The sequence below is a fragment of the uncultured Sulfitobacter sp. genome, from assembly GCF_947497275.1.
In the GTDB taxonomy this organism is placed as follows: Bacteria; Pseudomonadota; Alphaproteobacteria; order Rhodobacterales; family Rhodobacteraceae; genus Sulfitobacter.
In genome coordinates this window covers 403,710-429,775 of the sequence record NZ_CANMFS010000002.1, presented here as the reverse complement: position 1 = coordinate 429,775, position 26,066 = coordinate 403,710, and the positions used below count along the sequence as shown (strand labels likewise).

25 protein-coding genes and 1 pseudogene are annotated in these 26,066 nt (G+C 62.3%); 19 read left to right on the top strand and 7 right to left on the bottom strand.

All coding sequences use genetic code 11. The features are described from left to right. Positions 1-9 precede the first annotated feature (9 nt). From Q1A06_RS06040 to Q1A06_RS06015, 6 genes are all read left to right on the top strand, one after another. A complete protein-coding gene (locus Q1A06_RS06040) occupies positions 10-333 on the top strand; it encodes a sarcosine oxidase subunit delta (RefSeq protein WP_299560008.1) in 324 nt (107 codons plus the stop codon). A gap of 49 nt (positions 334-382) precedes the next feature. Further along, the gene (locus Q1A06_RS06035; protein ID WP_299560005.1) at positions 383-3,400 is read left to right on the top strand and encodes a sarcosine oxidase subunit alpha family protein; all 3,018 of its coding nucleotides are present in this window, start codon (positions 383-385) and stop codon (positions 3,398-3,400) included. Next, a complete protein-coding gene (locus Q1A06_RS06030; RefSeq protein ID WP_299560002.1) occupies positions 3,393-3,962 on the top strand; it encodes a sarcosine oxidase subunit gamma family protein in 570 nt (189 codons plus the stop codon). Before Q1A06_RS06035 ends, Q1A06_RS06030 begins: the two co-directional genes overlap by 8 nt. Positions 3,963-4,406: 444 nt before the next feature. After that, positions 4,407-5,006 (top strand): superoxide dismutase, encoded by a 600-nt coding sequence (locus Q1A06_RS06025; protein WP_299559999.1) that lies wholly within the window; start codon positions 4,407-4,409, stop codon positions 5,004-5,006. A gap of 132 nt (positions 5,007-5,138) precedes the next feature. After that, positions 5,139-5,348 carry a hypothetical protein gene (locus Q1A06_RS06020; protein ID WP_299559997.1) on the top strand — a complete coding sequence of 70 codons (210 nt, stop codon included), beginning with the start codon at positions 5,139-5,141 and terminating at the stop codon, positions 5,346-5,348. Beyond that, a complete protein-coding gene (locus Q1A06_RS06015) occupies positions 5,345-5,800 on the top strand; it encodes a host attachment family protein (RefSeq protein ID WP_299559994.1) in 456 nt (151 codons plus the stop codon). Before Q1A06_RS06020 ends, Q1A06_RS06015 begins: the two co-directional genes overlap by 4 nt. A 54-nt stretch (positions 5,801-5,854) precedes the next feature. Here Q1A06_RS06015 and Q1A06_RS06010 read toward each other — a convergent pair whose 3' ends face one another. Beyond that, on the bottom strand, positions 5,855-6,409 hold the full coding sequence (locus Q1A06_RS06010) for a TIGR00730 family Rossman fold protein (protein WP_299559991.1): 555 nt from the start codon (positions 6,407-6,409) through the stop codon (positions 5,855-5,857). Between the two features lie 112 nt (positions 6,410-6,521). Between Q1A06_RS06010 and Q1A06_RS06005 the strand changes: the two genes are divergently transcribed. Together Q1A06_RS06005 and Q1A06_RS06000 are read left to right on the top strand one after the other, a co-directional pair. Then, positions 6,522-7,748: a LysM peptidoglycan-binding domain-containing protein gene (locus Q1A06_RS06005; RefSeq protein WP_299559988.1), complete on the top strand. Its 1,227-nt coding sequence runs from the start codon at positions 6,522-6,524 to the stop codon at positions 7,746-7,748. 131 nt (positions 7,749-7,879) lie between these two features. Beyond that, a complete protein-coding gene (locus tag Q1A06_RS06000) occupies positions 7,880-9,745 on the top strand; it encodes an ABC transporter ATP-binding protein/permease (RefSeq protein ID WP_299559985.1) in 1,866 nt (621 codons plus the stop codon). 140 nt (positions 9,746-9,885) lie between these two features. Here the strand turns inward: Q1A06_RS06000 and Q1A06_RS05995 are convergent, their stop codons facing one another. The 4 genes and pseudogenes from Q1A06_RS05995 to Q1A06_RS05980 all read right to left on the bottom strand — a co-directional run bounded on the left by Q1A06_RS05995 (position 9,886) and on the right by Q1A06_RS05980 (position 13,297). After that, the gene (locus Q1A06_RS05995; RefSeq protein WP_299559982.1) at positions 9,886-10,335 is read right to left on the bottom strand and encodes a DUF302 domain-containing protein; all 450 of its coding nucleotides are present in this window, start codon (positions 10,333-10,335) and stop codon (positions 9,886-9,888) included. 96 nt (positions 10,336-10,431) lie between these two features. Continuing rightward, positions 10,432-12,454, bottom strand: a pseudogene (locus tag Q1A06_RS05990) (efflux RND transporter permease subunit); the annotation flags it as partial. 207 nt (positions 12,455-12,661) lie between these two features. After that, the gene (locus Q1A06_RS05985) at positions 12,662-13,084 is read right to left on the bottom strand and encodes an efflux RND transporter periplasmic adaptor subunit (protein WP_299559979.1); all 423 of its coding nucleotides are present in this window, start codon (positions 13,082-13,084) and stop codon (positions 12,662-12,664) included. 39 nt (positions 13,085-13,123) lie between these two features. Further along, on the bottom strand, positions 13,124-13,297 hold the full coding sequence (locus Q1A06_RS05980; protein WP_299559976.1) for a hypothetical protein: 174 nt from the start codon (positions 13,295-13,297) through the stop codon (positions 13,124-13,126). A gap of 215 nt (positions 13,298-13,512) precedes the next feature. Between Q1A06_RS05980 and Q1A06_RS05975 the strand changes: the two genes are divergently transcribed. The 3 genes from Q1A06_RS05975 to der all read left to right on the top strand — a co-directional run bounded on the left by Q1A06_RS05975 (position 13,513) and on the right by der (position 17,215). Further along, positions 13,513-14,220, top strand: coding sequence for a hypothetical protein (locus tag Q1A06_RS05975; protein WP_299559973.1), 708 nt, complete (start codon positions 13,513-13,515; stop codon positions 14,218-14,220). A 61-nt stretch (positions 14,221-14,281) separates the two neighbouring features. Then, positions 14,282-15,643, top strand: coding sequence for a PQQ-like beta-propeller repeat protein (locus Q1A06_RS05970; protein WP_299559970.1), 1,362 nt, complete (start codon positions 14,282-14,284; stop codon positions 15,641-15,643). 93 nt (positions 15,644-15,736) lie between these two features. Further along, positions 15,737-17,215, top strand: a complete 1,479-nt coding sequence (gene der / locus Q1A06_RS05965) for a ribosome biogenesis GTPase Der (protein WP_299559967.1) — start codon at positions 15,737-15,739, stop codon at positions 17,213-17,215. A 6-nt stretch (positions 17,216-17,221) separates the two neighbouring features. Here the strand turns inward: der and Q1A06_RS05960 are convergent, their stop codons facing one another. Next, complete coding sequence (locus Q1A06_RS05960; RefSeq protein ID WP_366523501.1) at positions 17,222-17,941, bottom strand: hypothetical protein; 720 nt, start codon at positions 17,939-17,941, stop codon at positions 17,222-17,224. A 78-nt stretch (positions 17,942-18,019) separates the two neighbouring features. Between Q1A06_RS05960 and Q1A06_RS05955 the strand changes: the two genes are divergently transcribed. Continuing rightward, positions 18,020-19,213, top strand: coding sequence for a DUF2235 domain-containing protein (locus Q1A06_RS05955; protein WP_299559964.1), 1,194 nt, complete (start codon positions 18,020-18,022; stop codon positions 19,211-19,213). A gap of 3 nt (positions 19,214-19,216) precedes the next feature. On the opposite strand, the gene serS is transcribed toward Q1A06_RS05955, so the two are convergent. Then, on the bottom strand, positions 19,217-20,509 hold the full coding sequence (gene serS / locus Q1A06_RS05950; protein WP_299559961.1) for a serine--tRNA ligase: 1,293 nt from the start codon (positions 20,507-20,509) through the stop codon (positions 19,217-19,219). A 235-nt stretch (positions 20,510-20,744) separates the two neighbouring features. Here serS and yajC point away from each other — a divergent pair, with 235 nt between their 5' ends. From yajC to ccmB, 7 genes are read left to right on the top strand one after another with little or no spacing between them, the layout of a single operon-like run. Then, the gene (gene yajC / locus Q1A06_RS05945) at positions 20,745-21,023 is read left to right on the top strand and encodes a preprotein translocase subunit YajC (RefSeq protein ID WP_299559958.1); all 279 of its coding nucleotides are present in this window, start codon (positions 20,745-20,747) and stop codon (positions 21,021-21,023) included. A 37-nt stretch (positions 21,024-21,060) separates the two neighbouring features. Beyond that, complete coding sequence (secD, locus tag Q1A06_RS05940; protein WP_299559955.1) at positions 21,061-22,710, top strand: protein translocase subunit SecD; 1,650 nt, start codon at positions 21,061-21,063, stop codon at positions 22,708-22,710. A gap of 1 nt (position 22,711) precedes the next feature. Continuing rightward, positions 22,712-23,680 carry a protein translocase subunit SecF gene (gene secF, locus Q1A06_RS05935; protein ID WP_299559952.1) on the top strand — a complete coding sequence of 323 codons (969 nt, stop codon included), beginning with the start codon at positions 22,712-22,714 and terminating at the stop codon, positions 23,678-23,680. Positions 23,681-23,693: 13 nt separating this feature from the next. Further along, positions 23,694-24,428 (top strand): sulfite exporter TauE/SafE family protein, encoded by a 735-nt coding sequence (locus Q1A06_RS05930; RefSeq protein WP_299560572.1) that lies wholly within the window; start codon positions 23,694-23,696, stop codon positions 24,426-24,428. Positions 24,429-24,431: 3 nt separating this feature from the next. Further along, a complete protein-coding gene (locus Q1A06_RS05925; RefSeq protein ID WP_299559949.1) occupies positions 24,432-24,785 on the top strand; it encodes an Mth938-like domain-containing protein in 354 nt (117 codons plus the stop codon). A 1-nt stretch (position 24,786) separates the two neighbouring features. Further along, positions 24,787-25,404: a heme ABC exporter ATP-binding protein CcmA gene (ccmA, locus tag Q1A06_RS05920; RefSeq protein ID WP_299559946.1), complete on the top strand. Its 618-nt coding sequence runs from the start codon at positions 24,787-24,789 to the stop codon at positions 25,402-25,404. Next, entirely contained in the window at positions 25,401-26,057 is a 657-nt protein-coding gene (gene ccmB / locus Q1A06_RS05915) for a heme exporter protein CcmB (protein ID WP_299559943.1), read from the top strand. The genes ccmA and ccmB overlap by 4 nt, the downstream gene beginning before the upstream one ends. Positions 26,058-26,066 lie beyond the last annotated feature (9 nt).

Sequence of the window (26,066 nt, the reverse complement as noted above, 5' to 3'; positions counted from 1 at the left end):
GAAACCCTAATGCTGATCGTATCCTGTCCCTGCTGCGGCGTCACCGCCGAGGAAACCGAATTCCACGCCCACGGCGAGGCGCATATCACGCGTCATACCGTCGGTTCCTCGGATGACGACATGGAAACCTATCTGTTCATGCGCAAGAACCCCAAGGGGGTGCATTTTGAACGTTGGCGGCACCAGTACGGTTGCGGTAAGTGGTTCCTCATGGCGCGCGATACCGTGACGCTGGAGGTGTTCGGCACCTATCCTGCGCAAACCACCGAGCCGCCCGCAGACCTGTTGGAGCTGATCGACGCCAAACGCCCCGGCTGGCGCGAGGGCGCCTGATCGTGCGCGCGCCCTTCCTTTCCTCCTATTCTTCACCGGAGACCCGCATATGAGCACCCGTCTCGCCACAGGCGGCCGCCTGTTGAACAAATCCAACGCCCTGTCGTTCCGTTTCAACGGCACAGAGATGCGCGGCTACGAGGGCGATACGCTGGCCTCCGCGCTGCTGGCGAATGACCAGATGCTGGTGGGCCGGTCGTTCAAATACCACCGCCCGCGCGGCGTGGTGGCGGCTGGCCCCGAAGAGCCGAACGGGCTGGTCAATCTAGGGCGCGGCGACCGCTTTGAGCCGAACGCGCGTGTCACCACCACGGAGCTTTTCGAGGATCTTTACGCCGAAAGCCAGAACCACTGGCCCAGCCTTGAATTCGACGTGGGCGCGATCAACAAATACCTCAGCCGCTTCCTGCCGGCGGGCTTTTATTACAAGATGTTCATCCATCCGCGCCCGCTGTGGAAGCATGTCTACGAGCCGTTCATCCGGCACTCGGCGGGCCTTGGCAAAGCGCCCAAAGAGCGTGACGGCGACACCTACGAGCACGTTCACGCGTTCTGCGACGTTCTGGTCATCGGCGGCGGTGTCGCGGGACTGGAGGCAGCGCGCGCGGCGGCGCTGACCGGCGCGCGTGTCATCGTGATGGAACAATACGCCCACTGGGGCGGTCGCACGCCCGTCGACCGCGGTGAGATTGACGGCGCGCCCGCGCAGGACTGGATCGATGCGACCCTGACGGAGCTTGCAGGGATGGAGAACGTGACCTTGCGCACCCGCACGATGGGCGCGGGGGTCTATGACCACGGCTATGTGCTGGGGTACGAGCGGCTGACCGATCACGCGCCGGATCTGGATGGACCGCGCCACCGGCTCTGGCGGGTGCGCGCGCGCCACATCATCACGGCGACGGGCGCGCTTGAACGACCGCTGAGCTTTGCCGGAAACGACATTCCGGGCGTGATGCTGGCCGCGGCGATGCGCGATTATGTGGTTAACTGGGGCGTGTCGGTCGGCGACCGGACCGTCGTTGTCACCAACAACGATGATGCCTATCTGACCGCCATAGCCCTGAAACATGCGGGTCTCGACGTGCCCGCGATCCTTGATGCGCGCGTGTTGCCCCAAGACAGCGAACTCATGGCCCAGGCGAAGGCGTTGGGCATTCGCGTGCTGATGGGGCATGCGATCTCGTCGGTGAAGGGCGTCAAGCGCGTGACCGGCGTTGCCGTGTGCAGTCAGGCGGGCGCGGGGGCCGTGCTTGAAGAGATTGCATGCGACGCGGTTGCGATGTCGGGCGGTTGGTCGCCGGTAGTGCACCTGTGGTCTCACTGCGGTGGCAAGCTGCGCTGGGACACCGGCAACGCCTGTTTCAGCCCGCACCCCGATCATCCGCCGCTGGGGGCGGACGGGGCTCAGTTCGTAACCACCGCCGGTGCGGCGTCGGGCATGTTCCAGCTCGACGATGTGCTCAACGATGCCTTTGCAGCAGCCGACGGGGTGACGCGCACGCTGGGGTTGAAGCTGCCGCGCGCGGTGGCGGCGCCCAAGGGCGAGCGCCGCGAAGAGGCTCCGATGGCGCCGGTGTGGCTGATGCCGCAGGGGGCCAGCGTGAAGCTGCGCGAGAAGGCTTGGCTGGATTACCAGAACGACGTCAAGGTGTCGGATGTGCGGCTTGCCGCGCAAGAGGGCTTCGTCTCGGTCGAGCACGCAAAGCGGTATACCACGTTGGGTATGGCCACGGATCAGGGAAAATTGAGCAACATTAATGGTTTGGCGGTACTCGCTGGTGCTTTGAACGAGGATATTCCTGCGGTCGGCACCACCACTTTCCGACCGCCGTACCACCCGATTTCGATGGGCGCGATCGCGGGCGAGGCGCGCGATGCGGTGTTCCAGCCCGTGCGCCGGACACCGCTGCACGACTGGCACGACGCAAACGGCGCGCAGTGGGAGCCGGTCGGCCAGTGGCGTCGTCCCTATGCGTACAAGCGCGAGGGCGAAAGCACCCGTGACGCGGTGATGCGCGAAGTGACCAACACGCGGCAGAAATTGGGCTTGCTTGATGCGTCCACGCTGGGCAAGATCATCGTCAAGGGGCCGGACGCGGGCAAGTTTCTCGACATGCTCTACACCAACATGATGAGCACGCTGAAGCCCGGCAAGTGCCGCTATGGGCTGATGTGCAACGACAACGGGTTCCTGATCGACGACGGCGTCGTGGCGCGCATCGACGACGACACCTGGCTGTGCCACACCACCACCGGCGGCGCCGAACGGATTCACGCCCATATGGAGGAATGGCTCCAGACCGAGTGGTGGGACTGGCAAGTCTACGTCGCCAACGTGACGGAACAATACGCCCAGATCGCAGTGGTTGGTCCGAACGCGCGGAAAGCACTTGAGCGTCTGGGCGGGGTGGATGTCTCGAAAGAGGCGCTTGGGTTCATGGAATGGGCGGAAGGCACGCTTGGCGGTTATGCCGTGCGGATCTACCGGATCTCTTTCTCGGGCGAACTGTCGTACGAGATTGCGGTTGACGCGAGCCACGGACAGGCGTTGTGGGATACGCTGCTGGCGGTGGGCGCGGATTTGGGGGCCGCGCCCTACGGCACCGAGGCGTTGCACATCCTGCGCGCCGAGAAGGGGTTCATCATGATCGGCGACGAGACTGACGGCACCGTGATCCCACAGGATCTTGGGCTGCACTGGGCGTTGTCGAAGAAAAAGGACGATTATCTGGGCAAACGCGCACAGGAACGGTCGCATATGGCAGATCCCGACCGTTGGAAGCTGGTGGGCCTCGAAACCGTCGATGGATCGACACTGCCCGATGGCGCCTATGCCGTGGGTGAAGGCAAGAACGAGAACGGCCAGCGCAATATGATCGGTCGCGTGACGTCCAGCTATCATTCTCCGACGCTGGACAAGGGCATCGCGATGGGCCTCGTGTTGCACGGTCCCGACCGGATGGGCGAGGTGCTTGATTTCCCCGGAACGGACGGCAAGACCTATCAGGCGAAAATCGTCGATCCGGTGTTCTACGACAAAGAAGGGACCAAGCAAGATGTCTGACCCTGTTTCCGCCCTGCACCACGCGACCAACTCCGAAGGTCTGGTTTCGATCTGCGAAATCGGGCCGGTTGGCATGATCACCCTGCGCGGCGATCTGTCGGCCAAGCCGTTCCAGAAGGCCGCGATTGCCGCGGGCGGCGTCAATATTCCGAACCAAGGCCGATGCCTGATGGAACTGGACCGCGGCATTGCGTGGATGTCCCCGGATGAGTTGTTGATCCTGTGCCGATACGACGATGTCGCCGGCAAGCTGGGCGATCTTAATGGCAAGCTGGCAAAACATCACGCGCTGGCGGTCAATGTCTCCGACGCGCGGGCCGTATTCGAGCTGCGCGGCGCACGGGTACGCGAGGTGATGGCAAAACTGGCGCCCGTCGATCTGCACCCCGAGGTGTTCACACCGGGCATGTTCCGCCGCACGCGCCTTGGCCAAGTGGCCGCGGCTTTCTGGATGCCCGAAGAAGATGTCGTGCGTCTGATCTGTTTCCGTTCGAGCGCGCAATATGTCTTTGATCTGCTCGGTGTCGCGTCGCAAAAGGGATCGGAAGTCGACCTGTTCTGATCTGATGGTTTGATAGTACACGGACCAGAAGGCGGGGTGTGCCGCCGAGGCCCGCTCTTGACATGAAACAGCGTGAGGCGTGCGGTCATGCGCCCGGTCTGCCGTTATCCGCGCCGTCGCGCGCTCTTGCTGGCCTAGGGGCGTAAGGGGGTATCGCGGTATGCAACTGCGCCCGTGATAGGGCGATCCCAGTTTGCTCGGATTCGCTTGGCAGGGCGATGGGCCCGGTTCGCGCCTGCGCGCGGCGACAGCCTCCGCAGCGCCGGTCGGCGGGACACGCTTGCAAATGCCGCATCAGCCTGGCCAATCCGATGCATTCCCGGTCCTGAGCCGTTACCGTAGGCCGGTCGTGCGCGACCAAGTTTGATGCGCTGCCCCCTTGACGCGGGGCCGTTGCGCGCTTCATTTGAAGCAGACCTTAAATAAACAGAAGGAGTCTCCGAAATGGCTTTTGAACTTCCCGATCTTCCCTATGCCCACGACGCACTTGCATCCAAAGGTATGAGCGCAGAGACGCTGGAATATCACCATGACAAGCACCACAACGCCTATGTCACCAATGGCAACAAGGCGATCGAAGGCACTGAGTGGGAAGGCAAATCCCTCGAAGAGATCATCAAAGGAACCTACGATCCGAACGCGGTGGCCCAAAGCGGTATTTTCAACAACATCTCGCAGCTGTGGAATCACAACCAGTTCTGGGAGATGATGGCGCCGGGCAGCAATCCGATGCCGTCCGAGCTTGAAAAGACGCTCGTTGACAGCTTTGGGTCGGTCGACAAATTCAAGGACGAGTTCAAATCGGCAGGCGGCGGCCAGTTCGGCTCCGGCTGGGCGTGGCTGGTCAAGGACAAGGACGGCAGCCTGAAGGTGACAAACACCGAGAACGGCGTGAATCCGGTCTGCTTCGACCAGACTGCCTTGTTGGGATGCGATGTCTGGGAGCACTCCTACTACATCGATTTCCGCAACGCGCGCCCCGACTATCTGTCGAATTTCCTCGACAACCTTGTAAACTGGGAGAACGTCGCCTCGCGCATGTAAACGCGCCGCGTCTGGATTGACAGAAGACCCCTTTACCCCCGCAGGCCGACGCTTGCGGGGGTTTCTTTGTGGAACCGTCAATTGGTTCACGCGTTTCCTTCTCGACAAACCTAATTGGAGGAACCGTGTACAATGGCCGAGAGAAAGCGATCGAACGACGGAAGCCGCGACACCGAAAAGGTACTGGGCGACAAGACCAGCGTATCCCAGCAAGGAAGATCCGGTGGCGATCTGCAACGCGATGTCGCAACCCAGGATGAGGAGAAGCGCGCGACGGAACGCCCCGGCGGCGCGACACGCGTGACGGGTGAAGACAAACGCAACCACGGAGAAAGCGAATGACCAAGCTGACCAATGGTACATGGGTGCTGATCGCGGACAGCGAGAAGGCACTGTTTCTCGAAAACGAAACTGACGGAGACGATCCCTATCTCAAGGTCGTCAAGAAAGAGGAACAGGAAAATCCACCGAACCGCGAGCAGGCAGCGAATCGGCGCGGACGGTTCAATGACGGACCATCCGCGCACAGGTCTGCTGTAGATGACACCGACTGGCACCAGCTTGCAAAAGAACGCTTTGCTTCCGATCTTGCCGACATCCTCTACAAGCAAGCGCACCAGGGCCAATTCGACCGGCTGGTGATTGTCGCTGATCCACGTACTCTAGGAGAACTGCGGTCAGAACTGCATCAGGAAGTCACCGACAAGGTGATCGGCGAGATCGACAAGAACCTGACAAATCACCCGATTGACGAAATCGAACAGATGCTGAAAAAAGAGCTTGAATCAGCTTGATTTGTATAATCATTTCGGAAGCCGCCGCAGAGTTGCGGCGGCCTTTCTCATTCTTCAGGCTTGCCCGGATCGGTCGAGCGCCGCCATCGCCGCTGGTGCGTCCGGCACCCATTCAAGGTAGTCAAGAAGGCTTGGTTCCGCAAAACCGCGCTGCACAACCCCGTTAAGAAGTTGCTTTAAATCATCCCAGTAACCGTTTGAATTTATGATGATAATAGGCTTGCTGTGCAGCCTCAATTGGCGCCAGGTCAGCACTTCAAAAAGCTCGTCCAGCGATCCCGCACCCCCCGGTAGCACTACGACTGCATTACAGTTCATGAACATCACCTTCTTGCGTTCGTGCATGGTCTCGGTGACGATGTAACGGCGCAAATCGGTCTTGCCGACTTCCCAATCCACCAGATGTTTCGGGATCACGCCAAAGGTATCGCCGCCCGCCCGCTGCGCCGCATTTGCCACGCTTCCCATCAGCCCGATGTCACCCGCACCATAGACAAGCCGCCACCCCTTGTCGGCGATGCCCGTGCCGAGCGTCTCGGCATCCGCGATAAATGCCGGATCGTCACCTGCGCGGGACCCGCAGAAGACGCAGACGGAGGTGATGGGCATGGAGCGGCCTCTCTTTAGCTGTATAAGACGATTGCGGTTTTGACCGGTGATAGCCTCTGGGCTACAAAGGCTCAATGCTGTGTCACAGCCGCCGCGACCGGGAAATATTGAAATGCTGAACAAAACCGATTTTTTGGGTGGCTTTGCGGGCGCCGTCACGGCGGGGCTCTGCATGGTGTTGCTTTTGGGTCTTGGGGCCTTTCTGGGGCTGCGCGGGTCGGATGCGCCGGCCTCGGATGACGCACCTCGCAAGGCGGTCGCATCTGCTGGGGATACATCCCTCGGTGCCGGAGATGCGGCGCACATCGATGACCCATCCGCCAAGGTTGAAGCGGTGGGCGACGATCCGAGCCGCGCGCAGGTTCCACGGTTCGACGAATTGCGCCGCGAAACGGATGGCACCACGGTTATCGCGGGACGCGCGGCGCCGCTGAGCGACGTGCGGGTTCTGGTCGATGGCACGGAGGTGGCTCGCGCGAAGGCCGACGATGCGGGCGGCTTTGCTGCCTTCGCAAACCTGCCCGCGATGCCGCAGCCACAGATCGTCACGCTCTCTGCCCGCGCCGGAACGGACGAGACGGTGTCCGCCGATCAGATCATTCTGGCCCCGTCGATGCAGACAGCCACTGCCCAGGCGTCTTTGCCGACCGATGCGCCTTCCGATGCCGTGCCCGCGACGCCGGGTCCTGACCCCGAAGAGATTGCGGTCGCAGACATCGGTCCGACCACCACCAGCCCTGCAGCAGGGGCTCTGGACCGCGCGCAGATCACCACCGCATCACCGACAGCAGACACCGCAGCCGCGCCGCGCGTCGCCGTTCTGCAATCGGACGCGGAAGGGGTGCGATTGCTGCAACCTGCGGCACCGCAGACCGCGGCTGGGGTGGCGTTGGACACCATCGGGTATTCGGCTGACGGCGCTGTACAACTTTCGGGGCGTGCGCAGGCACGGACCGCTCAGGTGCGCGTTTATCTCGACAACCGTGCGGTCATCAGCTTGCCGGTAGACAGCGCCGGGAGGTGGGAAGGCGACTTGCCGGATGTCGACGAAGGCATCTATACGCTGCGTGTCGATGAGGTAAGTGCGCAGGGCAAGGTGAGCAGCCGTGTCGAAACCCCTTTCAAACGCGAATCCGGGCAGGCGCTCGAAGCTGCGACCGCAGCGGGCAGCGGTGCCGTGAGGGCGATTACGGTGCAGAAGGGCGCAACACTTTGGGCGATCGCGCGCGCGCGGTACGGCGACGGATTGCTTTATGTGCGGGTGTTCGATGCAAACGCCGACAGCATCCGCGATCCCGATCTGATCTATCCCGGACAGGTATTCGATCTGCCGCAATGAAACGCGGCATCATCGGATGACTTCCAGTGTCGGCTGAAGCCGGGGTACCAGTTTCTTCCGTATTTTCAGTGTAGCTGGTGGCAGGACCCCGCGATCCGCCCTATGTAGCGCAGGACTGCATAGGAAATTACATGTCTGCTGATCCCGCTTCCACCTCTCCGTCCAATGCCGCCGCATCCGCAGGCACCGACAAGCCGCCGCAAACCGAAGAGGAAATCGCAACCGCCGCCGAGCGGCAGTCCTCGGTACGCGTTCTGCGCAAGGTGGCCCCCTATCTGTGGCCCAAGGACATGCCCTGGGTGCGCAAGCGGGTCGTATGGGCAATGATCGCCTTGGTCGTGTCAAAGCTGGTAACGGTCGCGACACCGTTTTTCTATCGCGATGCTGTGGATGCACTGGCGGGCGAGGGGGCGCCCATGCTCGCGCTTGGCGCGATCAGCCTGACGGTCGCCTATGGTATGGTCCGCCTGATGGGTGTCGGGTTTCAACAGCTGCGCGATGCAATATTCGCGCGCGTGGCGCAGCGCGCGCTGCGGATGCTCGCACTTGAGACTTTCAACCACATCCACCGCCTGTCCATGCGCTATCACATCACGCGCAAGACCGGCGGTCTGAGCCGGATCATCGAGCGCGGCGTCAAAGGTGTCGAATTTCTGCTGCGCTTCCTGCTGTTCAGCATCGGACCACTGATCCTGGAGCTCTTGCTTGTCGGGATCATCCTGACCGTCCTTTTCGACGTGACCTATCTTCTGGTCGTGGCAGTGACGATTGCCATCTACGTCTGGTTCACCTTCGCGGTGACGGAATGGCGCGTGAAGCTGCGCCGCCAGATGAACGATCAGGACACGGACGCCAATCAAAAAGCCATCGATAGCTTGCTGAACTATGAAACGGTAAAGTACTTCGGCGCGGAACAGCGCGAAGCTGCCCGGTATGACAGTGCGATGGCGGGGTACGAGGAAGCCGCGATCAAGACCAATTATTCGCTGGCCTTTTTGAATTTCGGGCAGTCGCTGGTGATAACCGCCGGGCTGGTGGGCGTGATGGTGATGGCGGCGATTGGCGTGCAGAACGGCACGTTGACGGTCGGCGATTTCGTGATGGTCAATGCCTACATGATCCAGATCACAGTCCCACTGAATTTTCTGGGCACCGTCTACCGCGAAATCCGTCAGGCGCTGGTCGACATGGGGCAGATGTTCGATCTGCTTGAGCAGCCCCCGGAGATCGAGGACAAGCCGGATGCGAAGCCGCTCGATGTGACGGGCGGACGGATCGCGCTGAAGGATGTGAAGTTCGGCTATAACCCCGACCGCGAGATCCTGAAAGGTGTGAGCATTGTCGCCGAACCGGGTGAGATGGTCGCGATCGTCGGGTCGACGGGATCGGGCAAATCCACCATCGGGCGGCTCCTGTTCCGGTTTTACGACGTGCAGGCGGGAAATCTGAGCATCGACGGGCAGGATGTGCGCGACGTGACGCAGCATTCATTGCACCGTCAGATCGGCGTGGTACCTCAGGATACGGTGCTGTTCAACGACACGATCGGGTACAATATCGGCTACGGCCGCGATGGTGCGACGCAGGAGGAGATCGAGGCTGCGGCGCGGGCCGCGCAAATCCACGATTTCATCAAGGCGCTGCCGGAGGGATACGATACGGCGGTGGGTGAGCGGGGGCTGAAGCTGTCGGGGGGTGAAAAGCAACGTGTCGGCATCGCACGCACGTTATTGAAAGACCCGCCGATCCTGCTTTTGGACGAGGCGACGAGTGCGCTCGACAGCGAGACGGAACAAGAGATCCAGGACGCGTTGCGGCAGGCGGGCAAAGGGCGCACCGTTGTGACCATCGCCCATCGGTTGAGCACCATCGCGGAGGCGGACCGAATTGTGGTTCTGGAGAAGGGTGTTGTCGTTGAGCAAGGCACTCACGAGGCGCTGCTCGCGCGCGATGGCCGGTATGCGCAGCTTTGGTTCCGACAGCAATCCGAAGAATAGTGGCGTAGCCCCTGATCCAGCGGACAAAGCCGCCCTTCCGGGCGGCTTTGAAGACATGCTTTGGCGCGCTCACTGTTTTGGCGCGCCTGCTCCGGACGCTGCGGCGCATACGTGTGTGCGTCGGATGCGCGGATCGTCGTTCAGTCTTCTGCGATGGCTTTCGACGTGAGTTTGTCGAGAGCGCCGGTCATCTTCGTTAGGTAGGGGGCTTCCGCAGGCAATCCATGCCCTTCGGCAAGGTCGGCGGGGTCGTGATAGACCAGATGCACAACGCCTTCGCTATCGGCGTAGGCGAGCACGCGCAACGGCAGATCAAGTCCCGCTGTCTGGGCGTCCTGCATCGCCGGCGTGCCAAGCATCGGGTTTCCGAAGATCAGTAGGGCGGTTGGACGCAGATCCATGTCGACATTCGTCGCGCCGGCGGCATGGTCGACCCGTGCGAAAACGGTCGCTCCGGCGCCGTTTACGGCGTCTTCGAGACGGTCGAGTGTTGCATCGACGCTGTGGGGGCTGGTTTTGCTGATCATGTCGGCCTGCGCCGACGTCGCGATCATTGCGGTGAGCAGGGCGGGAAGGAAGGATCGAAACATCAAGAACTCCTGTTTTTTTGTTTGATGACAACAACAGTAGAGCCTCCCGCCCGTTTTGCGAGAGGCGCACGCTTAACTCACGGTTTCGTGGGAACGTCACCCTGCCGGTTTCAATGGCGGATCCGCGCGCGCAGGCTCTGTCACCCGGTCGGTCCAGATCAATTCTTCCGGTACCAAGCGGCGGGCATCGCGCTGCAACGCCCAGTCGCGGGCCGCGCGGCTTGCTCGGCTGATCGAAATGCGTGCGAGCAGGCGCGCGATCCAGTTGGCGCAGGGCGAGGTCCAGACCCGGATCGCCAGCAGCGACGGGGTGATGACGAGGGTCAGAACGGTTGCCACGCCAAGTCCGAAGACAACCGCCGTCGCCAGTTGTTTCCACCACAGAGCCGCGGGGCTGTCGCCGGTAGCTCGTCAGAAGCACCGTGCGGAGCCGGGCCTGCGCGGTGCGGATGATCGCTTCGATGCGGGGCATGTACTGGCTGAACTCCTGATAGGTATCGATCAGGATGATGTTGTTGTTCACCACGATCCCGGCCAGTGCGACGATTCCCGTGCCCGTCATGATGATCGAGATTGTCTCACCCATCACCAGCATGCCGATCAGCACGCCCCTGGTGGACAGGGGCCACCGCAACGAGCACCAGAACCGAGTTGTAGATCGAATTGAACTGCGGCAGAAGGATGATGAACACCAATCCCAGCGCCGCGGTGAAGACCGATCCGAGGAACGCCTGGCTTTCGGCTTGTTGTACCTGATCTCCGGCCCAGACAACGATGATGCCGTCCGGTAGATCGGCGGTATCGAGCCACTTCGAAAGCTCGGCAATCCGCTCGTCCGAGGAATCAACCCGCATCGTGTCGAGCAACAGGCCGCGCGTCACGAGCTGCACCATCGCGCCCACACTGAGCACGTCCGCCCCATACTGGCCCGCCTTTTAGACATCGACGCCGATCTGCCAGTCAGTGCCGGGTAGGGGCCAGGTGTCTTCGATCAGAACCAGACCCGGTACCTGTTCAAAATACGCACATGCCTGCGCGGTCGCGGCGACCAGGGTGTCGAACCGATTCCCATGAAACGCAGATGCATCGGTTTCCCCGATGCGGGCCCCAGATTCAGCGGCAGGACTTCGCTCTGGATGCCGGGAAACGCGGACAGCTGTTTAGTGAGTTCCGCGATCACGGTATCGCCGTCCAGATCGGCACGCAGCGCGCGGTCTTCCCAAGGGATCGTTTCGAACTGGATTTGCCCGATCAGATCCTTTTGTGCTTGGCTGCCGCCGGTCGTGCTGTTCAGCCCGCCTTCGCCGGCAAAGGCAAATGTGGTAGCGATGCCGGGGTGGCTCAGAATGACGTTTTCCGCTTCGCGCAGCAGATCATCCTTTTCCGAAAGCGACAGGTTACCGCGTGCCAGCACAAAGACGATAGCCTGTTCCGGCTCTGAATCGGCAATGAACTCTACCCCTTTCGAATTGTTCGAATAATAGACCAGTGTCGTAATCACAAAGATGAATACGAGCCCGGACGTCACCAGAGGCATCACAGGATTGCCCGCGATCACTGCAATTATCTTCCCGAAAGGTGAGCGACGATAACCTGTCTTCACACCTTGGCGGCTGGCGGGTGTCAGCGGGGCAAGCAACCAGGTGCCGATCCGCCCGAGGCGGGTCAAGCGGCGCAGAGCTGTCCGCCGGTGCCGCACCGGCGATTCCGGATGCGGCGAAATAGCCACCCAGTGTGCCGATCAGAAAAATGAAAATGCCTGCCAGAACAGCGGCCCACATCGCGATGCCCGGAACAGCCAGCGGTAGCTGCAGATAGCACGACAAGCTGGCAAAGCGTGCCATAAGCCGAGAGATTATCTGTTCCAACGTCCGGTGACACCGCACATGACGCGCACGTAAACCAGCGCCACTACCAGCGATGCCGACAGGACGAAAATAAGTGTGACCGTCAGCATTCCCAAGAATTCACCCGGCACATCCGGCCACAATATCCGTTTTGCCGCCTCGACCTAGGCGCGCATCGGGCCTTCATCTTGCGGCTGACGGGCATCGGTGTATTCGACGACCACGATCGCGCTGTCGACACGCATCCCCACTGTGAGGATCAGGCCGCGCAGGGTCGGCGCGACCTCGACGCCATCGACGACATATGCCTGGCCGACGACGATCAGGTTCGCCACCTGTGGCAGGCTGGTCACCCAGACGCCCTCGGTCGTGTCGCGCACAATTTCGATCTTGTGAAACTTCACGATGTTGTCTGTGCCAATTAGACGAACACCTAGCGTGCCAGCGTCGTTCTGAGGCAGCGCGCTTTGCGGGATAAGTTAAACCTTGGCCCTATCGGAAGCGATAAGGGTTTCCACCGTTTGGCCCTCGCGGATCGCTAAATAGCAATTGGGTACTTCGATTTCGGTGCTGAATGTGCGGGTTTCGGGGTCGGCTGAACGGGACAGGAACGTGACGCGGCCAGATACCACAGCGCCAACGGCGGCGAGACGCGCCTGCGCCATCGCGCCCAACTTTACCCAGTTCACACGCGTTTCGGGCACAAAGCCCACCAGCTTGATCGGATCCAAATGGATGATCGTGCCGCACAACGATCCGGACAGCATCAGCGCATCAAACTCGGCGGTGTCGCTTTCGAGCAGCCCGGCGAAAGGCGCTCTGATCATAAGGCGGTCCAGTTCAGCTTCGGCACCTGCCACGGCGGCGCGCGCGGCTTCGAAGCCGGCGACTGCGGTGCGCAAGCCGGCCTGTGCTGAACTGACGCAAGACTGCGCTCCGTCCTAGTTGAGCCGCGATGAGGCGTTTTGATCGATCCGGACCTCTTCAAGCCGCGCTCTGGCTTCCTCCACGCCTGCTTCGGCTTCGGGAACGCGCGACTGCGCCTCGTCCAGTTGCGCACGCACCTGCTCCAGCGCCGCAAGGCTGATTGCCGCCAGAGTGGGGAGAAGGCGCATGTTGCGGCCTCAAGTTTGGCCGGTCCCGCTGTTACCGGTGCCGTCGGGGAAGCGCGGTTCGTCCGTATGTTTTGCATTGCGAGTGAACGGACCAGTTTAGTCTGCTTTTTCGTCGTCCAAAGCCCTCATGCCCCTCTGACGGGCCGCTGGGTCTTGGCTTGGCCCCGCAGCTTCGCTAAGAGGGGCGAAACGTAGCCAACGGAGGTTTGGTCCGAATGAGCGATACCGACGGGTTTATTGACGAGGTCAATGATGAATTGCGGCGTGACCGTCTGGCGGCGACGTTCAAGCGGTACGGCTGGATCGCGGTTCTTGCCGTCCTCGTGATCGTGGGTGGCGCCGCATTTTCGGAGTACCGCAAGGCACAGGTCCGCGCACAGGCCGAAGCCTTGGGCGATGCCATGTTGAGCGCGCTTGAGCGCGAAGACGGTGCCGCACGCGCCGCGGCATTACAGCAGGTCGAGGCGGAAAACGCCCGTGCACGCGCAGTCGTGAGCCTTCTCGCGGCGTCCGAACAGATCGAGGCGGAAGACCGCGCGGCAGCAATTACCGAACTCGATGCGGTGGCGGTCTCCGCCGATATTCCGCAAATCTACCGTCAGATCGCCGTGTTCAAGGCGCTGACCCTGCAATCCGAAACCCTGCCTGCGGCTGAGCGGCGTCAGGGATTCGAGGCGCTTGCATCGGCGGGGGGCGCGCTGCGCCTGCTGGCGCACGAACAACTGGCCCTGATCGACATCGAAGAGGGCAACACCGCCGCCGCGATCACGGGCTATCAATCCATTCTGACCGACGCGCAGGTGACACCGGACTTGCAACAGCGCGCGTTGCAGGTGATTGTGGCGCTGGGAGGCGAGCCGGAGCTTGGCGGTGCCCCCCTGTCCGACAACGCCGATGCCCCGCAGATCGACGGCAACGGCTAAAACCAAACCGGAGGCACCCCCGGGTGCTGCCAAACCGGATGCAGACCAGAGTGAGCAGGCGATGACATATTTCAGCTTTCCTTCGTGCAAGGCACCGCACCTGTGGCTCTGGGCGGCACTGGGTACGGCAACGCTCGTTTCCGGCTGCTCCGAGCCGGAGCTGGTCTTGCCCGGACAGCGCGAAGACATAAGGTCTGTGCTGGAGAACCAGGGTGATCTGGCCGAGGAACAGATGCCTTTTGCCGGCAATCAATCCCGCGCGATCGCGCTACCGGCGCAGCGGGTCAATGCCGATTGGTCACAAACCATCGGCAGCCCCGCCACACGCGTCGCCCATCCGGCCTTCGGCTCATCGCCGCAGCTGCTTTGGGCGTCTGACATCGGCGCAGGCGACAGCCGCAAACTGCGCATTACCGCAGATCCGGTCGTTGCAGACGGGCGCATCTTTACACTCGACGCACAATCGACTGTTACCGCGACATCCACGTCGGGAACCCCCCTGTGGCAGGTCAATCTGAAACCGGCCCGCGATCAGCCGGGCGACGCGACGGGTGGCGGTCTGATCGTAGCGGGCGACACGGTTTACGTCTCCATCGGCTACGGTGTTCTTGCAGCACTTGATGCGGGCACCGGGGGCGTGCGGTGGACCCAACAGCTGGATGCCAGCGGATCGGGCACGCCTGCGGTTTCCGGCGATCTGGTCTATCTCACGGCAGGTGATACCACCGGTTGGGCCGTGAACCGCAACGACGGGCGGATCGAGTGGCAGATCGGTGCCACAGCCGACACCAACAACGTGCTTGGCGCACCGGCCCCTGCGCTGACCGATGATCTGGCGATTTTTGCCTTCGGTTCCGGCGAAGTACAGGCGGTGTTCAGGCAAGGCGGGTTGAACCGTTGGAACGCCTCCGTGCTGGGTAAGCGGGGCGGGCGCGCACTCAGCAACGTGTCCGACGTCACCTCGGCACCTGTCGTATCGGGATCGACGGTGTACGTCGGCAACCAGGCGGGCCGCATCGCGGCGCTTGATCTGGGGTCGGGCGACCGCATCTGGTCGGCGCGCGAAGGTGCGATCGGACCGGTCTGGCCCGCAGGTGACAGTGTTTTCGCAATCAGCGACCTGAATGAGCTGATCCGCCTGGACGCGGGCACCGGCGCGCGCATCTGGGGCGTCGAACTGCCTAACTTCGTCGCGCGCAAGCCTCGCAAGCAAAGCCGTGTCTTCGCGCATCACGGCCCCGTCATCGCCGGTGGACGGGTGATCATCGCATCGAATGACGGTGCGTTGCGCAGCTATGATCCGGCGAACGGTGCCCTGCTGGGATCCGTCGAGATCCCGGGCGGCGCCACATCTGCACCCGTCGTCGCGAACCGCACGTTGTACGTCGTCACCACAGACGGCCAACTGCTCGCGTACCGCTAGGTCCCGGGGATACTCTACGCGTGGCACTCGCGGGGCTTTCGCATCGCAACGGATTAGGGTATGGCCCGCATCTAACGCTTTCGGAGCCTGTTCATGTCCTTCACCCTCGCCATCGTGGGTCGTCCCAATGTGGGCAAATCCACGCTGTTCAATCGTCTTGTCGGAAAGCGCCTTGCGCTTGTCGATGACCAACCCGGCGTTACCCGCGATCTGCGCGAGGGGGCCGCACGGCTGGCCGATCTGCGCTTTACCGTGATCGACACGGCCGGCCTTGAGGAAGTGACCGACGACAGCCTGCAGGGACGGATGCGCCGGTTGACCGAGCGCGCAGTGGATATGGCCGACATCTGCCTGTTCATGATCGACGCGCGTGTAGGCGTTACCTCGACGGATCTGGTCTTTGCCGAGATCCTGCGCAAGCGGTCCGCCCATGTGATCCTTGCCGCGAACAAGGCCGAGGGTGCCGCCGCGGATGCGGGCGTGATCGAGGCCTACAGCCTCGGATTGGGCGAGCCGATCCGGCTTTCGGCGGAACACGGCGAGGGGTTGAACGATCTCTATACCCACCTCATGCCGCTTGCAGATGCCTTTGCCGAACGCGCGATCGAAGACGCGCCGGAGATTGACGTCGATCTCGGCGAAGACGATGATGGCGAAGAGATACAGATACGCGTACCAACCAAGGCGCGCCCCTTGCAGGTCGCCGTTGTGGGGCGTCCCAACGCGGGCAAGTCAACGCTGATCAACCAGATCCTCAAGGAGGACCGGCTGCTGACCGGGCCAGAGGCGGGCATCACCCGCGATGCCATTTCACTGATGACGGACTGGGTTGGACCGGACGGGGATGCGGTGCCGATGCGCATTTTCGATACCGCCGGGATGCGCAAAAAGGCCAAGGTTCAGGAAAAGCTGGAAAAACTCAGTGTCAGCGACGGTCTGCGCGCGGTCAAGTTCGCCGAAGTCGTCGTGGTTCTGCTGGACGCGGAAATCCCGTTCGAACAGCAGGATCTGCGGATCGCCGATCTCGCGGAGCGTGAGGGCCGCGCTGTGGTGGTGGCTGTCAACAAATGGGACATCGAGGAAGACCGGCAGGGCAAGCTCAAGGCGCTCAAGGAAAGTTTCGAGCGGCTGCTGCCGCAGTTGCGTGGCGCGCCGCTGATTACCGTATCGGCGAAGACGGGCAGGGGGCTGGACCGGTTACACCAGGCGATCATGCGCGCCTACGAGGTCTGGAACAGCCGCATCACCACCGCACAGCTTAACCGTTGGCTGTCGGGCATGATGGAGGCGCATCCCCCCCCCGCGCCCCAGGGCAAGCGGATCAAGATGCGCTATATGACACAGGCCAAAACGCGGCCTCCCGGGTTCGTGGTGATGTGCAGCCACCCCGACAAGGTGCCCGACAGCTACAGCCGCTATCTGGTGAACGGCCTGCGTGTGGATTTCGACATGCCCGGCACGCCGATCCGTCTGTGGATGCGGGGGCAATCCGATGCGAACCCCTACAAGGGGCGCAAGAAGGCGGCGCCGTCGAAGCTGCGCAAACACACCGCAGGTCGGCGTAAGGAGTGATGCCGCTCAAACAGAGCGTCCCGCGCGCCAGGCTTTGAACGTCGGGATCAGCATCGCAACACCGCCCCCCGCTGCCAGGGCCGCGACCGTCGCGTTCTGGCCTAGGTTGGCGATAACCACAGCTAGCAGCGCCCAGATCACCGCGATCCCGTAGCTTGGTGCGCGCTTAAGCTGGGTCTGGACACCCGAGGCGATCACCAGTGCCAGCAGGGTCGCCGCAATCGCCGCCGTAGTCTGATCCACCAGCCCGTATCCCGCCGCCAACAGCCCGAGCGATACGCAGGACGCCGCCGTCAACCAGCCCGCGTAAAGGCCGACAGGCAATGCGGCAAACCACTTGTCCTGCACGGGGCTGCGGAACAGGGCTGCCAACGCCGTGATCAGCATTGCCCAGATCAGTACGCTGGCCCAGACCGGGCTTGCGGTTGCAACGGCAAGCCAGATCGCTCCGATGGCAAGCGACGGGGCCAGCGCGACGCGCATCGGATGCCATGTCGTGTCGTCGCGCCGTTTCCATAGGCCGAAGGCCAGCCCGACCACCAGCCAAAGGTAGATAAGCCCCCAGATCGCAAAGGCGTAGCCCGCGGGTTGCACCGGCGGATGGTTTTGCGGCACGGGAAATTGATCGGGGTCAAAACCACCGAAATCGGGTACGAGAAGCGGTGCGGCGGCGAACAGGATTGCGAGGACAAAAGTTGCGATGGCGGTTGCGGTGCGTGGCATCATAGGCTTTCTATTCAAGACTGGCAGGTGCTGTGCGTCTGCGCCGACTTACCTGATGTATGATAAAAAGGACATTCGCCAATGGCCCGCATAGCGATTTTTTGCGATGGTACCTGGAGCAGTCCGACCATGGACCAGCCGACACATGTGGCGCGTCTGTTCGACAAGACCCCGCAAACCAACGCTCAGCGGACGCATTATTTCGAAGGGGTGGGCGTGGAGGCGGAAGACGCGGGTTTCTTCAAACGCGCCGTGATGAAGCTTGGCGGCGGGGCCTTTGGGTGGGGGCTCGACGCGACCATCAAGAAAGCCTATGCCGCCCTGTGCGAGGCGTATGAGCCGGGCGATGAAATCTTCATCTTCGGATTTTCGCGCGGCGCATATACGGCGCGTTCGCTGGCGGGGATGGTACGCAAATGCGGGATCGTCGCGGATCCGGACACTGAACAGATCGACAGGGCGTTCCGTCTGTACCGTCGGGCCGGCCCCGAGAACCATCCTGATGCGCTGCACATCCTTGCCGCGCGGCGCCGCCTTTCTCCCCGTTTTGCGACGTCCCAAGCGGACATGACCTGGCGCGCGGTAACGCCTTGGGCGGCCGATACGCGCGATATGCACCGCGTCCAGATCGCGTATCTGGGAATATGGGATACCGTCGGCGCGCTCGGTGTGCCAGCACCTCTGCTGGGGCCGGTGGCCTCGTTGTGGAATGCCAAATACCGGTTTCACGATCTCAAGCTCAGTTCGCTTGTCAAATCCGCCCGCCATGCTGTCGGGCTGGACGAGCGCCGCGTTTTCTACCGGCCCGCGCTGTGGGAGAATCTGGAGGCCTCGCGCGACGATCCGGGGCTAAACAAGGGCGACAGAAGCGAGAACCGACCCTACAAGCAGGTGTGGTTCACCGGAAACCATGCGATTGTCGGCGGGTCTGCGGTCAAAGCTCGCAAGCTGACGGGGCAGACACTGGCCTGGATTGCAGAAGGGGCGGCTGAGGCGGGATTGCAGATCTCGGAGGATGACCTGCTTGATGTCGCGCCCGATCCATTGGCGGACAGTCACACGCTCAACACGCCGCCGTGGTACTATACGGTTGCGGGCAATCTGTTGCGCTGGCGCGAGGGTCCGGGGCATCCGATCGATCTGCACCCAAGCGCGCAGAGCAGGGTGGAAAAGCGGCGCGACTACCGGCCGCGCTCGCTCAGGAACCTGCAGCCCGATCTGTTCGGCGAACCGCCCATCGGCGTGCAGGTCAAGCCCGCCGAGGCGGGGCGCTGAGCCTCAGACCAGCGTCCCGTCCGCGCTCAGCGAGGTCTTGCCGCCCAGATACGGGGCCAGAACCTCCGGCAGGCGCACCGATCCGTCTGCCCGCTGTCCGTTTTCCAGGACCGCGATCAGGCAGCGCCCGACCGCAAGGCCTGAGCCGTTCAGCGTGTGCACGAACTGCGGCTTGCCGCCGCCTTCGGGCTTGAACCGCGCGTTCATCCGGCGCGCCTGAAAATCACCGGTGGTCGAGACCGAGCTGATCTCGCGGAACGCGTTCTGACCGGGAAGCCAAGCCTCGATGTCGTAGGTACGGCGCGCGCCGAATCCCATATCGCCCGTGCACAGCATCACGGTGCGATAGGGGATGCCCAGTTTTTCCAGTATCCCTTCGGCACAGCCCAGCATCCGCTTTTGTTCGCCGTCCGATTCGTCCGGAAGGGTGATGGATACCATTTCGACCTTCTCGAACTGGTGTTGCCGCAACATGCCGGACGTGTCGCGCCCCGCCGATCCGGCTTCGGAGCGGAAGCACAGCGTGTGCGCTGTCATCCGGCGCGGCAGGTCCGCTGCGTCCAGCGTTTCACCGGCAACCGTATAGGTCAGCGGCACCTCGGAGGTCGGCACCAGCCACATGCCGTCTTCGGTGCGGTAGCTGTCGTCACCGAATTTCGGCAACTTGTCGGTCCCATACATCGCCTCGTCGCGCACCAGAACGGGGCAGTTGACCTCTGTCAGTCCGTTCTCGTTGACGTGGGTGTCGACCATGAATTGCGACAGCGCGCGGTGGATGCGCGCGACGCCGCGTTTGAGCATGACAAACCGCGCGCCGGATGTTTTCGCCGCAGTTTCAAAGTCCATCGACGCGGCCACGCCTTCGATGTCGTAATGCTCGCGCGCGGCAAAGTCGAATGTCGGCACATCGCCCCAGCGTTTCACCTCGACATTATCCGCCTCATCGGCACCGTCCGGCACGTCATCGGCGGGGGTATTCGGAATGCGCGCCAACATGTCGGTCAGTTGCGCATCCAGATCCTTGGCCTGCGCCTGCATGGCGGCCACTTCCGCCTTTTTTTCCGACACCAGCGCGCGCAAACGCTCGAATTCGGCCTCGTCGCCTGCGGCTTTCGCGGCACCCACTTGTTTGGACGCGGCATTCTGATCTGCCTGCGCGGCCTCGGCGGACTGAATTTTTGCGCGCCGCGCGCTGTCGAGTTCAAGGATCGCGGCGGACAGGGGCGCATCCCCGCGCCGGGCAAGGGCGGCGTCAAGAGCTTGGGGCGTGTCGCGGATGGCGCGGATGTCATGCATGGCGGGGGTCCTTCGTCGGATGAATCGTCTGTGCCGCCTTATCGCCGATATCGACCGGTGAGAACAGTAGGGACCGTGAAAACCGCGTGTTCCGGGCTTCCGGGCGCCCGCGTTCGACTGTCGCTGCGAAACCGGCCTTTGCACCTTGCGCCTGCGCAATGCCGCGCATAGGTTCTGCCACAATTGCGGGGCCGCCGGTCGCCGCCCGGAAAAACACACGAAAAAGGACCCGCCCATGTCTGGTATTGAGCAATTCATTCCTCTGATCCTGATCTTCGTGATCATGTATTTTCTGCTGATCCGTCCGCAGCAGAAAAAGCTCAAGGATCATCAGGCGATGGTCAAGGCGCTGCGCCGCGGCGATCAGGTGATCACGCAAGGCGGGATCGTAGGCAAGGTCGTCAAAGTCAAGGACGACGGCGAACTCGAGGTCGAAATCGCGGACGGCGTCAAGGTCCGTGTGGTGCAAAGCACCATTGCGACCGTCGTGAGCAAGACAGAGCCAGCGAAATAACCGCGTAAGCGGGGCCAGGAAGAAAAAGGCGGGCGCTATGCTCCAGATTGATACATGGAAACGCGTCGTCATCCTGCTGACCTGTGCGGTCGGTTTGCTGTTGGCGATGCCGAACGCGTTTTACGGCCCCGTCGAGAGCCATAACGATGCGGTCAAGGCGATCGAGTTGGCGGGTGCCACGCCCGAACTGGAGGAACAGCGCGCACTGTGGCCGGAATTCCTGCCGAGTGGTCTGGTCAATCTGGGCCTCGATCTGCGGGGCGGCGCGCATCTGCTTGCCGAAGTCAGGGTCGAGGACGTCTATGCCGCGCGCATCGAGGCCACGTGGCCCGAAGTACGCGATGCCCTGCGCGGCCTGACTCCCGTGCGCCGCGAGGATGCGGCACCGGGCGCGTTGCAAGTCCGCCTGAGCGATCCCGACAAGATGGCGCCGGCGATGGAAATCGTCCGGGGACTGGCCCGCCCGGTCCAGACCATCAGCGGCACCGGGGCCAGTGATCTGGAAGTCTCCGGCAACGATGGTGTGATCACGGTCGTCCTGTCGGACGCGGAGAAAACCGCAACCGACGAACGTACGATGCAGCAATCGCTGGAAATCATCCGCCGCCGCATCGACGAGGTCGGCACACGCGAGCCGACGATCCAGCGGCAGGGGTCCGACCGGATCCTTATCCAGGTGCCCGGCATCGGATCCGCCGCCGAGTTGAAGGAAATCATCGGAACCACTGCGCAATTGACGTTCAATCCCGTGGTCAGCCAGACGGCGGACGGATCAGCCAACGCGGGCATTGGCAACAGCACCGTGCCCTCGCTTGATGAACCGGGGATCTTCTACGTCATCGAGACGGCACCCGTTGTCACAGGCGAGGAATTGGTCGATGCGCAACCGTCCTTCGATCAGAACGGCGGGCCGGCGGTCAGCTTCCGCTTCAACACCTCCGGCGCGCGCAAGTTCGGCGACTATACCGCCGAGAACATCGGCTCGCCCTTTGCCATCGTTCTGGACGACGAAGTGATCAGCGCGCCGCGCATCCAAAGCCATATCCCCGGCGGCTCCGGGATCATCACCGGCAATTTCTCGGTGGAGGAATCGACACGGCTGGCGGTTCTGCTGCGGGCGGGTGCCCTTCCGGCAAAGCTCGATTTTCTTGAAGAGCGTACCATCGGTCCCGAGTTGGGACAGGACAGTATCGACGCGGGCAAGGTGGCAACCATCGTGGCCTTCGCCGCAGTGTTGTTCTTCATGTGGGCCAGCTATGGCTTGTTCGGGATTTTCGCCAACATCGCGCTGATCATCAACGTCGGTTTGCTGTTCGGGCTGCTCAGCCTGATCGGCGCGACCCTCACGCTCCCGGGCATCGCTGGTATCGTTCTGACCGTCGGTATGGCCGTCGATGCGAATGTTCTGATTTTCGAGCGGATCCGCGAGGAACTGTTGACGGCAAAAGGCCCCGCGCGGGCCATTGCACTGGGGTACGAAAAGGCCCTGAGCGCCATTCTGGACGCCAACATCACGACATTCATCACCGCCGTCATCCTGTTTGCGATGGGGTCGGGGCCAGTGCGCGGATTCGCGATCACCCTTGGCATCGGCATCATTACGTCTGTCTTTACGGCGATTTTTGTAACACGTCTGATTGTGGTGATCTGGTACGAACGCCGCCGTCCGAAAACGATTGAGATCTGATATGCGTCTGAGACTGGTCAAACAGAACACGAATTTCGATTTCTTCAGCCGCTGGAAGATGTGGCTTGGCATCTCGGCGGTGATGATGGTGGTGGCATTCGGGTCGTTCATGCTGCAGGGGTTGAACTTCGGTATCGACTTCAGGGGCGGGACGACCATCCGCACAGAAAGCCCGCGCCCTGTAGGCATCGCCGAGTATCGCGGCGCGATCGACACGCTGGGCCTGGGAGACATCACCATCACCGAGGTGTTCGATCCGACGTTCGGTGACGACCAGAACGTCGCCATGATCCGCATCCAAGCGCAGGACGATCAGGAAGCCGTGACAGTAGAGACGGTCGAAGCGGTAGAGGCGGCCCTGCAAACGGTGCGACCTGACATCCGGTTCATCTCCGTCGAATCTGTCGGACCAAAAGTGTCCGGCGAGTTGATCAATACGGCGATCCTGGCTGTGGCCCTGGCGATCGGCGCGGTGCTGATCTACATCTGGCTGCGCTTCGAATGGCAGTTCGCCGCCGGTGCAGTGATTGCGTTGGTGCACGATGTGCTGCTTACCATCGGCATCTTTTCCGAGCTTCAGATCCGCTTCGATCTGGCGATTATCGCGGCACTATTGACCATCGTCGGCTACTCGCTCAACGACACCGTCGTTGTGTTCGACCGGGTGCGCGAGAACCTTCGCAAATACAAGCAGCGGCCTTTGAAAGAAGTGCTGAACATGTCCATCAACGAAACGCTGAGCCGGACGTTCATGACCTCCATCACCACGCTTCTGGCGCTGATCGCGCTGTTCGTCCTGGGGGGCGATGTGATCCGGGGCTTTGTCTTCGCGATGATCTGGGGCGTGATCGTCGGCACCTATTCGTCGATCTTCGTGGCCAGCGCGATCCTGCTGTATTTCGGGGTCAAGCGGGATTGGTCGAAGCCCGATGCGACCACCGGAAACCAGTTCGCCAACATCGACAGTTAAGCTCTTGGGTGCGGTGATAACCGCGCCAGAGCTGATCTGGCTCATCAGCGCCGTTCTGGTCGCCGGACTGGTGCGCGGCTTTGCTGGGTTCGGATCGGCGATGATCATCATGCCGGTGGCAAGTTCCGTCTTGCCCCCGGTCGAAGCGGTCATATTCCTCATTTTTACCGAAATAGTCGGCCCGCTTCCCAACGCGCGGGCGGCGTGGCGCGATGGGGCACCTCGGGATGTCGGGTTGCTGGTGGCCGGTGCGGTGCTTGCCTTGCCGTTTGGCATCTGGGCGTTGAGCAGCATGGATCAGACGCTTTTCGGCTGGACCGTTTCGATCAGCGTCATCGTTCTTTTGGTGATGACGGCATCCGGGATGCGTCTCAGGACCGCGCTCACCGCGCCGATCACGCTGGCGGCAGGGGCCGTGGGCGGGTTCATGACCGGCTTTGCAGGTCTCCCCGGACCACCCGTCATCATGCTCTACATGGCCAGTCGCCTGCCGGTGGCCGTGATCCGCGCGAATTTCCTGCTGTATCTACTGGCGTTGGACGTTTTGCTGGCGCTGCTGCTGTGGATTTACGGCCTGATGGTGTGGCTGGTTGGACTGCTCGGTCTGCTGGTCGGCTTGCCCAATCTGGCGGCCAATATCATCGGCGCGCGGCTGTTTGATCCATCCGCCGAGCGGTTTTTTCGCACCGTGGCCTATATCGTCATTGCGGCATCGGCTATCATCGGCCTGCCGATATGGAAAGGATGACCCATGCGCCTCAACGAGATCGTTTTCAATGATGCCAAACCTGTCGAGGGCTATGGGCCGGGGTTTTTCCGCATCGGCGGGCAGGTCATCAACGGGCCGGTGATCGCCGCGCCCACCGGTACCCGTACATGGGGCGGGTTCGACGACCTTGAGCCGCTGCTTGAGCTTGCGGGCCACACGGATGTGATCTTTATCGGGACCGGGGCCGAAATTTCCCATCTTCCCGACGGGCTGCGTACAAAGCTTGAATCGGCGGGGGTGGGGGTTGAACCTATGGCCTCTCCCGCAGCGGCGCGCACCTATAACATCTTGCTCAGCGAAGGGCGGCGGATCGCCCTCGCGATGTTGCCGATCTGACATGCGCCTGACCCTTGCAGACGTGGCCGTCGCACGCGGGGGCGTGCCGGTGCTGAGCGGTGTGAGTTTCGCACTGAATCCGGGCGAAGCGATGATCCTGCGCGGTCCCAACGGCGCCGGTAAGACGACGCTGTTGCGCACGGTGGCTGGTCTGCAGCCCGCGCTCAGCGGCAGCATCGACGGCGCGACTGATGCGGTGGCCTATGCGGGGCATGCGGACGGGCTCAAGGCAATGCTGAGCGTGGCTGAAAACCTGTCGTTCTGGGCGCGGGTCTATGGTCGGTCCGATATCGCGGGCGGCCTTGATGCCTACGCGCTGGGACCGCTGCGCGACCGGCTGGCCGGTACATTGTCGGCAGGGCAAAAGCGGCGTGCGGGTCTGGCGCGGTTGCTGGTGACGGGACGGCCCATCTGGATTTTGGATGAACCTACCGTATCTCTCGACAGCCATGCCGTGACCCTGTTTGCCGCTGCGGTCCGCGCGCATCTGGCGCAGGGTGGCATGGCACTGCTGGCGACGCACATCGATCTGGGGCTGGACGCGCGGGTCTGCGACATATCGAGCTGGGCGTCGTTACCCGACGATCTGCTGGGTGCCAGCGATGAGGCGTTCCTGTGATCGCCTTGCTGATCCGCGATCTGCGGCTGGCACTGCGCGCGGGGGGCGGTTTTGGACTTGGGCTTGCGTTTTTCCTGATCATCACGCTTCTGGTGCCGTTCAGCGTGGGGCCGCAATCGCAGCTCTTGTCGACGATTGCGCCGGGGGTGTTGTGGATGGGCGCCTTGCTGGCGTGCCTGCTGTCACTTGACCGCCTGCTGGCGCTCGATTTCGAGGACGGTACACTTGACGTGCTTGCCACGGCACCGCTACCGCTTGAGGCGGCTCTGGCGGTGAAGGGGCTTGCCCACTGGATTACCACGGGCCTGCCTTTGGTGATCGCGGCGCCGTTCCTTGCCGTCTTGCTGAACATGCCGCCGCAGGGGTTCGCGTGGCTGGTGATCTCGCTGGCGCTTGGCACACCGGCGCTGTCGATGATTGGCACCTTCGGCGCGGCGCTGACCGTCGGGATCAAGCGGGGCGGGCTGCTGCTGTCCTTGCTGGTCCTGCCGCTTTACGTGCCAACGCTCATTTTCGGGGCCGAGGCCGCCCGGCGCGGGGCGGCGGGCATGGCCGTCGAGACACCGTTGTTCGTGCTTGCGGGGATGAGCCTTGCCTGCATCGCCCTGCTGCCTTTTGCTGCCGCCGCCGCACTCAGGATGACATTGCGGTGAGTGTCCGGT